Raw genomic sequence first — 8,415 nt, forward strand, 5'->3', positions numbered from 1 at the left:
ATAAATTCACTTGCTCCGTATCCTTTTCTTTTTCGGTCAACAGTCAAGAGTCAAGTTATTCTCCTCCTGCTTCTTTCCCAATGCCCAATACTTCTCTTCTTAGGCTGCGCCAATGGCAACTCTTGGAGACGCTACGCGTAGCAAGATCCCCGGAGGGGTACGCTCAGTACAAGTGCCCAATGCCCAATATTCAATTCATTCGCGTATTAATTTTTTGGATTACTTGCTCAACTTGCTCAACCATCTCCTTGTTTTCCTCAGCTTGAAATAACTCTCTGGCTTTTTTAAGATTAAAAACCGCTTCTTCTAGCTGTTGTTCCCTTCCCAAAGCGATGCCCAGATTATAGTAAGCATAAGCGTAGTTAGGTACGAGGCTAATGGCTTTTTTGTAATGTGCGATCGCTTCTTGTGGCTTGCCTTGATCGTCCATTGCATTTGCCAAACCCGTGTAAGCTTGTGCGTGTTTGGGATCGAGGCGAATCGCTTCGGTATATTCGGCAACTGCCTCTGCTAGGTTCTGTTGAGCGTATAAAGCACTTGCTAGATTATAGTGAGCATCTGCATACTTAGGATCAAAACTTATGGCTTTTTTGTACTGTGCGATCGCTTCTTCTAATTTGCCTTGAGCGTAGAGAGCATTTCCCAAGGCGTTATAACCTGCTGAATTTTTCGGATCTAAGGCAATGGCTGCTGTATATTCTGCCACTGCTTCTGTTGGTTTTCCTTGAGCATACAAGGCGTTCCCTAAGTAATAGTGAGCGTCTGCATACTTAGGATCAAAGCTGATGGCTTGATTGTATAGTGCGATCGCTTCTTCTGGTTTACCTTGAGCGTCAAGAATATTTCCCAAGCCAATATAAGCTTGTGCAAAGTTCGGTTCTAGTTCAATTGCTTTCCGAAAAGCCGCCTCTGCTCCTTTTAAATCTCCTTGTTTATAGAGATTATTTCCTTGCTCAAAGTTAGCAACTGCATTTTTGTTCTCAGGAAGTACTGCTTGATTTGAGTCTGGAATTTTTGATAAAACAATGCCAACATCTTTACCAAAGGCAGTATTCCCATTACTCAAACACAAGCAGATAATAGCTGCTACCAGTAGATTCTTATTTTCCAGCATTTTTATTACCTTATCTGCTTGGTTTACATCTAATGTTCAGTTCGGCTAATGACTCAGATTGCCCCCTTAAAAAGGGGAGTTAGGGGGGATCTAAATGCTGTGGGACAACATACATCTATAAGACTTGTGTACACCACGGTACGCTTGCTCGCCTAAGAGCAAAAGCGTAGCTTTGGCGGTTGCTATACCAGGAATTATAAGTGATTAACCTAACTGGATATAGCGTTTCCTAATCAAATGAGGTACACCATATCCCCCTCTCGAAGAGCGGGGAGGGGGTTGGGGGTGGGGTTCTTGTACCTCACTCAACTGAGAACCGCTATACAAGTCCCGCATTTCTCACCAGAAGTGCCGCTATATGCAATATCTAAATCTTAGTTCTACCAGCAGTATAGTACTACTCTTGGGTTCCCTGGTTGGCATCATCCTGTCTTTGCTTCCAGAAGTTGTGCAATGACTGCAATTAATTCTTCTGGGTTAACAGGCTTGGCTAAATGCATCTGAAACCCAGCTTTTAGTGCTTCTTGCTGGTCATCGCTTCTCGCAAAGGCAGTCAAGGCAATTGCCAGAATTTGTCCACCTTGTTCTGGTGTCCAAGTTCTGACTTGATTTATTAACATATAGCCATTCATATCAGGCATACTAATATCGCTGACCAACACATCTGGCTTTACCTCTGCTAGGGTTTGTAATGCTTCATAAGCAGAAGATACCGCGATGATAGAAGCCCCATCTTGCTCTAATACAAAAGCAACAAAATCTCGCGAATCAGCATCATCATCGACAACTAAAACTCGAACACCAGTGAGGGGTAAGGAGTTAGTAGTTAAGAATGTCGGATAGTTTTGTTCTTCCTTCAGCTTTGGGCTTTCATCTGGTAGAAGCGGTAAGCTAACAGTAAATATTGCCCCTTTCCCATCACCCTGACTCTCTGCTTTAACGATGCCGCCATGCATTTCAATGATATTACGGACAATTGCCAATCCCAGTCCTAATCCACCAAAACTTCTAGTAGATGTGCTATCTGCTTGGCGGAAATAATCAAACACATAAGGTAAAAACTCAGCGCTAATTCCCTTACCTGTATCGCTAACTATGATTTGAGCATAGCCATCAGCTTGCTCTAGTCGCACTTCTACTTTTCCTCCCTTGGGTGTAAATTTGATCGCGTTAGAAAGGAGATTCCAAACGACTTGCTGCAAACGAGTCGAGTCGCCCATCACTTGTCCCGTAAGCGGTGCAAATGCTGTATTCACGTTAATCAACTTTGTTTCTGCCGCTAAACCCATTGTCTGTAGTGCCGACAATACCATAGACTCTAAGTTAATCTTCGTAATATTCAGCGTCAGTTTGCCCTGTAAAATTCTGGAGATATCCAGCAAGTCCTCAATGAGTTGAACCTGTAATGAGGCATTCCGCTCGATTGTGGCTAGTGCTTCAAATGTCTTTGTTTGGTCTAACCTGCCAGTTTGCAACAACTTTGACCAGCCGAGAATTGCGTTTAGTGGAGTGCGTAGTTCGTGAGAGAGGACGGCTAAAAATTCATCTTTAATTCGATTGGCTGTTTCTGCTTTTGCTCGTGCTATTTGTTCTAATTGCAACAGTTGCGCCCGTTCTTCAAGTATTTGTTTTTGTTCGTGGATATCTGTATATGTTCCAAACCACTTTACTACAAAACCTTGCTCATCTTTGAGCGGTAAACCTCGCGCTAGCTGCCAACGATAGGAGCCATCCAAGGCCCGTTTGAAGCGATATTCATTGTTATATATAGTCTTATTTTTTACAGCATCAGACCACACCTCATCAGCACTTTGGATATCATCTGGATGTAATGCCGCTAACCAACCAGAACCCAAGGACTGCTCTAATGTTAGCCCAGTGTAATCGTACCAATTTTGATTAAAAAAATCACATTCACCATTAGCATCCGTTGTCCATACAAGTTGAGGAATTGCCTCAGCTAAGTAACGGTAGCGTTCTTCGCTTTGTCGGAGAACTTCTAAGATGCGTTGGCGTTCCAAGATTTCTTGTTGTAATTGCTCGTTAGTCTTGGTAATTTCATTGGTGCGAACAGCAACCATTTCTTCGAGATGATTCTGGTATTTTCGTAGTTCCTCCTCAATCCGTAAGCGCTCGGCTATTTGTGTTTGAAGTTCTTGATTTGCTTCTTCTAGTTGAGCGGGGCTAGGAAGTGCCAGTGCTTGGGGAACTAGAGATACAAGTTGTACTGCTGTAATTACAGATATTGTGGCTGTTACTGCTTTGACAAACCCCGACACCCAATAGGTTGGATGCCAAAGCGTCCAAATCTCTATTAAATGAGTGGTGCCACAAGCTACGATAAATGCACTAAACAGCAGAAAAATCCAATCAAAGGGCAAATCCTGCCGCTTGCGGACAAAGTAAAATAGTGTAGCTGGAATCGAATAATAAGCTAGTGCAATGAAGGCGTCAGATAATATATGTAACCAAACTAAATTCCTTTGCCATAGATAGCAGTGCCCATGTGGAATAAATGATCCTGATGTAAAAAAGTTAGTCCACAATTCTGATATTATGTCTGACATAAACACTTGATTTTTGGGAATCTATAAAATCTACGATTAAATCTCTGTCCTCGCTTAATAGTATTTTAGTGCTAAAATACTATTGGTACAGTGTGTCTAAGTCCTGTACTGTTTAGGGAGACTATAATATATCTTGGCAAAGCAAGAAAGCTGTTAGTCTCATAGATGTTTTACCAAAAGACAAGCTTTTAAAATCCCCCAAATTTTCTCCTCTAAATCAATTCATTGCCGGCTATGGAGCTTGTAGCGCACCAGATTGTAATTAGAGATATGGGTGAAAATGAATGGGGAGCATCTCAATGAGTATAAAAACACGCTTGCCCTGGCGAATGGAATTCGCGGCTATATAGACAAAACCCACCGACCTGGGTTTTAAATTCTTTGAGTTTGCGTAGGCGGCCTACCCTTCTCTTCAAAAGGCTGCGCCAACGGGTTCTCAAAAGGAGTACATTTGTGTAGCGGCGATTTCTAATCGCCTGGTATATTTGCTTTCGCTGAGATGCTCCCAAATGAATGTAGGGACATAGCAATGCTACGTCTTTAGAAGGGTTCTGGATAACGCATATTTCATTTCTGGAGATGTCTATTGTAAGGGACTGATATCATGTCCGCTTGATTACTTATCAAACCTGAAGAACCCCACCCCGCCAAAGCTACGCTTTGTCTCCCCTCCCCGCAAGCGGCAGGGCTGTTTCATTCGTTCAGATCAGAATTTTGTCAAGAGTATCAACCAGAAAATTTAGTGAGTTGGTAATCGAAAAATTACTGTTTCAATCGGTAAATTTAAGTGCGATCGCCTGGTTTTTGACCCAATTAGAGTGTTTAAAAACCTGATTTTTTTGACTGATACGCTTGTAAATTAAGGTCTTTTAGGGAATGAATCAGCCCTGCCCGCAAGCGGGGAGGGGATTAAGGGGAGCCAGTGCGGTCTTCTCCCTTGGCGCTAGCCTCTCCCTTTGGGAGAAGGGGAGACGCTAAAAGCGATAGCGTAGCGTTAGCGAGTCCGCGTTCGCTTTTAGCGTCTCGTAGAGAGCGTCTGGGGTCTCCCCAAGTGGAGCATCTGGCGTGTGGGGTGCAATTACCGTGGGAATCATAACTAATTATGCGGACATGATATGACAAGAAATATAGCGGTTCTCGCTTGGATGCAATACAGTTTGACCTCTCCAAACCTCTCCCCTTTTAGGAGAGAGGCTTTGAATATTACTCTCCAACGCTAGTAGGGAATGGGCTGTTCTTGTTAGGTCTGTATTGCACTCAACTGAGAACCGCTATAAATTATCCATCTTGTGGGGTGGGCAACATGAGCGCCCTAAATCTGGGACGGGTGGGGACACCCATCCCACAAGAAAATTTGGGATGTTTTTTTATTTGTCAGTCCATAAGGGCTATGAAGGAAGTGGTCAAACTTGTGAAAATTGCGGATATAATTACGGCAGACATTGGTAAATTCCAAAATAAAAACCATTCTCACCATAATGATGGGAATGGTAAAAAAATTAGGAGACTGAACAGGAAGATTTTATCTACGCAATTCTTACTCAATTGAAGATTTACTAGACTTAGCACTCATTTTATCTAACAGTTGAGCGATTTTTTTAGCTTTTTCAGGTTGGCGCTGTTTTTGTAATAAATCTTTAGCTTGTAGTAGGTTAGTTTTAGCTTCTTCTTCTCGCTCTTGCTGCATGAAAATATTCGCCAGACGCAAGTAAGCATCAGGATTTTTCGGACTGCGGCGAATTGCTTCCCGGAATAATTCTGTTGCTTCTTCTACTTGTCCTTGCTGGTTTAAAACATCTCCCAAAAATAAGCGCACCACATCATTAGTAGAGTTGAGGGAAATGACTTTGCGAAAGGCTGCTTCTGCACCTTGGTAATCTTTTGCTTGAGCAAGATTGATTCCTTTTTGAAACAAGTCTGAGGTAATCAAAGTTTTCCAGGCGAAATAGCCAAGGGTTGACAGACTGATCGCAACTACAACAGCAGCGATAATAGAACTAGTGGGAAAGGTTTCTAGCATTGTCTAAGCCAAAAGGCAGGCGATAGGAAAAATCAGATATTCCGTAAAAAATAGTTTCCAGATAAATTGGTAGAATTGAGCGATCGCACTTTTATCTTGTAAGTCTACCTTCAAACTCCGCAACCATAGCCAAACCAACAGTCCCAAATGAGTCACTACCAGGAATATGGGGTTAATTGAGGCGACGCGTAGCACCCCAACTAGAATTATTCCCAGATAGCAGATAGTTATTACCCAAAGAGCCAGATTGAACACAGCTTTCGGGCCTAGTTTGATGGTGAAAGTAGTAATATTGTAGAGGCGATCGCCTTCCATATCGGGGATATCTTTAAAGATAGCGATCGCAAAGGTAAACACCAAAATAAATAACGTCAGCACCCACACCACAGGCACAATTGTTTGGCTTTGTTGCAATGCCCAGCTGTAGTGCAGATACAATCCTAAATTAACAATCGTACCGCGCACCGAAAAAATACACAGCGCCGCCCAAACGGGAAACTGTTTTAAGCGAATTGGCGGTAAAGAATAAGCAGTCCCAATGGCCAAACTAATGGCCACCATCCCCAATAAGAACGGCCCAGTTAGCCACGCCACAACTAGCGCCAAAATCCCAGTCAAAGCAACAATTAATTGCCCTGTTTGCTGGGAAAACTCACCCGATGCTAAGGGTAAATGAGGCTTATTAATCTTGTCAATTTCCACATCTTCTAATTGATTCAGCCCCACAATGTAGACATTGCCGCACAGACAAGCAATCCATGCGCCCAACACAGGGAGTAGGCTTGCCGTGAGCGTAGTCGAATGGGAGTGGGGAGTAGGCTTGCCGTGAGCGTAGCCGAACGGGAATAGGGAATCCGTAGGATTACTAATGGCAATGGCAATTAAATATAAACCCAAAACACTCAGACTTGTACCAATAATCGTGTGCGGGCGAGAGAATTTCCAGAAGGCGTATAACCACTGGAAATATGATTGAACTGGTTTGCCTGGTAAAGGGCTATTTTCAGAACTCTGGCTCATGAGTTGTTTAGATACAATATTCTGGCTGGTTGTTAATCATTGTCACAGAATTTGGTCATTTGTCATTGGCTATGGGGCACTTGTACTAAGCATTCGCGTAGCGTCTCCAAGAGTTGCCGTTGGCGCAGCCTAAGAAGAGAAGTAAAGGTCTTGATACAAATCCTAATCCATTGAGTAAAATAGCTTTTACCAATATTCCCGCCGAAATCTTCTCACGAGGGTCTATTCCTAATTTAGAATTAATTGTTTCAAGCACTGTCATCACCCGACTTAAATCTGGTAAGTGCATTCGTACTATGTGTTTTCTGTTTGAATTCTAGCCAGTTGTAGTGAAGCGGTGACGCTTGCGCTGCATCCACATTAAGGTGGTTCGGAGAGCGTAGACGTCAACAACTGGCCATTGGGTGGGATTTCGAGACGGGAATAAATCCCTTGTAGAATTTTCTCAATGTCCCTGTAACCCTGCTGATATATCAATTAAAACTGCAACAGAAATATTTTGGATGCCAAATTGCCAAAAGCACTCAACATAATTACTAATTCGTAATTCGTCATAACTTACGCATTGACAAAGTAGACTAAAAATGCTGTTAATGGAGGATTCTAGCAGACCCGGGTAATTTACGTTTTGGTCACTTTTTCCTGAATGAATGTCCTGTTTTCCCTCTTGACTAGCTGTAGATGTGATTAGAAATGGATTATTGGGGAGAATTCTTTGAGCATCGAAAACGACGGTCGCGGTAGTGGCAGGTAATGTTATGGTTTTTGTATTAGTTATAGATAGCGTCGGCGCAGCCCAACCTAACCATCGCTATCGCCTGATGAGAGCTAACTGATTAAACTGGTGTTATGTTGAATGAGGCAAGAGTGATTAAATAAAGATTAATGTCTCTTACCTGCTCCCAGATATAGCTCACCCACTTTCGGGTCATTCAACAATTCTTCACCAAGACCGGAGATCGCATCACGTCCCGATTCTAATACATATCCACGATTAGCCATCTCTAAAGCTTTACGGGCATTTTGTTCTACTAATACGATCGCAGTACCCGCCTGATTAATTTGTTTAATCTGCTCAAATACTTGTGTCACCAAGATCGGGGATAAAGCAGCAGATGGTTCATCTAAAATTAGCAAACTAGGTTCCAACATCAAAGCTTTGCCCATCGCTAGCATCTGGCGTTCTCCTCCAGAGAGAGTACCAGCGCGTTGACGACGGCGATCGCTTAGTCTGGGGAACATAGTAAATATTTTATCTTTAATTGGTTTGAGAGGAACGTTAAGCACAAAAGCGCCCATCTCCAAATTCTCTTCAACACTGAGAGAGGGGAAAACATTGGCGATTTGCGGTACGTAGCACATTCCTCGTTGGACGATTTCATTAGACTTTAGCCCGACGATATTTTCACCTTTGAAGGTAATTGTGCCTGTGTGGGGGATCAAAAGCCCAAAAATTGCTTTGGCCAAAGTAGATTTACCCGCACCGTTGGGGCCAATCACTGTCACCAATTCCCCTGGTGCAACCCGGAAATTCACACCTTGCAGGATATCTACATCTTTGATGTATCCGGCGTGGACATTTTGGATATCTAGTAAATAGTCATTGGTCATTGGTCATTGGTCATTGGTCATTGGTCATTGGTCATTGGTCATTGGTCATTGGTCATTGGTCATTGGTCATTGGTCATTGGTCA

5 protein-coding genes and 1 pseudogene are annotated in these 8,415 nt (G+C 42.9%); all 6 read right to left on the reverse strand.

The features are described from left to right. Positions 1 to 190: 190 nt before the first annotated feature. Positions 191 to 1,114, reverse strand: a complete 924-nt coding sequence (locus tag V7K97_RS16785) for a tetratricopeptide repeat protein (RefSeq protein ID WP_334802161.1) — start codon at positions 1,112 to 1,114, stop codon at positions 191 to 193. Positions 1,115 to 1,536: 422 nt separating this feature from the next. Beyond that, positions 1,537 to 3,681, reverse strand: a complete 2,145-nt coding sequence (locus V7K97_RS16790) for a hybrid sensor histidine kinase/response regulator (protein WP_334802162.1) — start codon at positions 3,679 to 3,681, stop codon at positions 1,537 to 1,539. 1,537 nt (positions 3,682 to 5,218) lie between these two features. Further along, a complete protein-coding gene (locus tag V7K97_RS16795; RefSeq protein ID WP_334802163.1) occupies positions 5,219 to 5,701 on the reverse strand; it encodes a tetratricopeptide repeat protein in 483 nt (160 codons plus the stop codon). A gap of 3 nt (positions 5,702 to 5,704) precedes the next feature. Continuing rightward, positions 5,705 to 6,721: a homogentisate phytyltransferase gene (locus V7K97_RS16800; RefSeq protein WP_334802164.1), complete on the reverse strand. Its 1,017-nt coding sequence runs from the start codon at positions 6,719 to 6,721 to the stop codon at positions 5,705 to 5,707. A gap of 133 nt (positions 6,722 to 6,854) precedes the next feature. Continuing rightward, a pseudogene (locus V7K97_RS16805) lies at positions 6,855 to 6,977 on the reverse strand (DUF4277 domain-containing protein); the annotation flags it as partial. 626 nt (positions 6,978 to 7,603) lie between these two features. Further along, positions 7,604 to 8,332 carry an ABC transporter ATP-binding protein gene (locus tag V7K97_RS16810; protein ID WP_334802165.1) on the reverse strand — a complete coding sequence of 243 codons (729 nt, stop codon included), beginning with the start codon at positions 8,330 to 8,332 and terminating at the stop codon, positions 7,604 to 7,606. Positions 8,333 to 8,415 lie beyond the last annotated feature (83 nt).

Origin of the sequence: Nostoc sp., assembly GCF_036917815.1 — a bacterium.
Classification (GTDB): Bacteria; Cyanobacteriota; Cyanobacteriia; order Cyanobacteriales; family Nostocaceae; genus Nostoc.

Bases quoted from the DNA above. Each gene is read 5' to 3' on its own strand.
- V7K97_RS16785 (WP_334802161.1), bottom strand. From the start codon at position 1,114: ATGCTGGAAAATAAGAATCTACTGGTAGCAGCTATTATCTGCTTGTGT.
- V7K97_RS16790 (WP_334802162.1), bottom strand. From the start codon at position 3,681: ATGTCAGACATAATATCAGAATTGTGGACTAACTTTTTTACATCAGGA.
- V7K97_RS16795 (WP_334802163.1), bottom strand. From the start codon at position 5,701: ATGCTAGAAACCTTTCCCACTAGTTCTATTATCGCTGCTGTTGTAGTT.
- V7K97_RS16800 (WP_334802164.1), bottom strand. From the start codon at position 6,721: ATGAGCCAGAGTTCTGAAAATAGCCCTTTACCAGGCAAACCAGTTCAA.
- V7K97_RS16810 (WP_334802165.1), bottom strand. From the start codon at position 8,332: ATGACCAATGACTATTTACTAGATATCCAAAATGTCCACGCCGGATAC.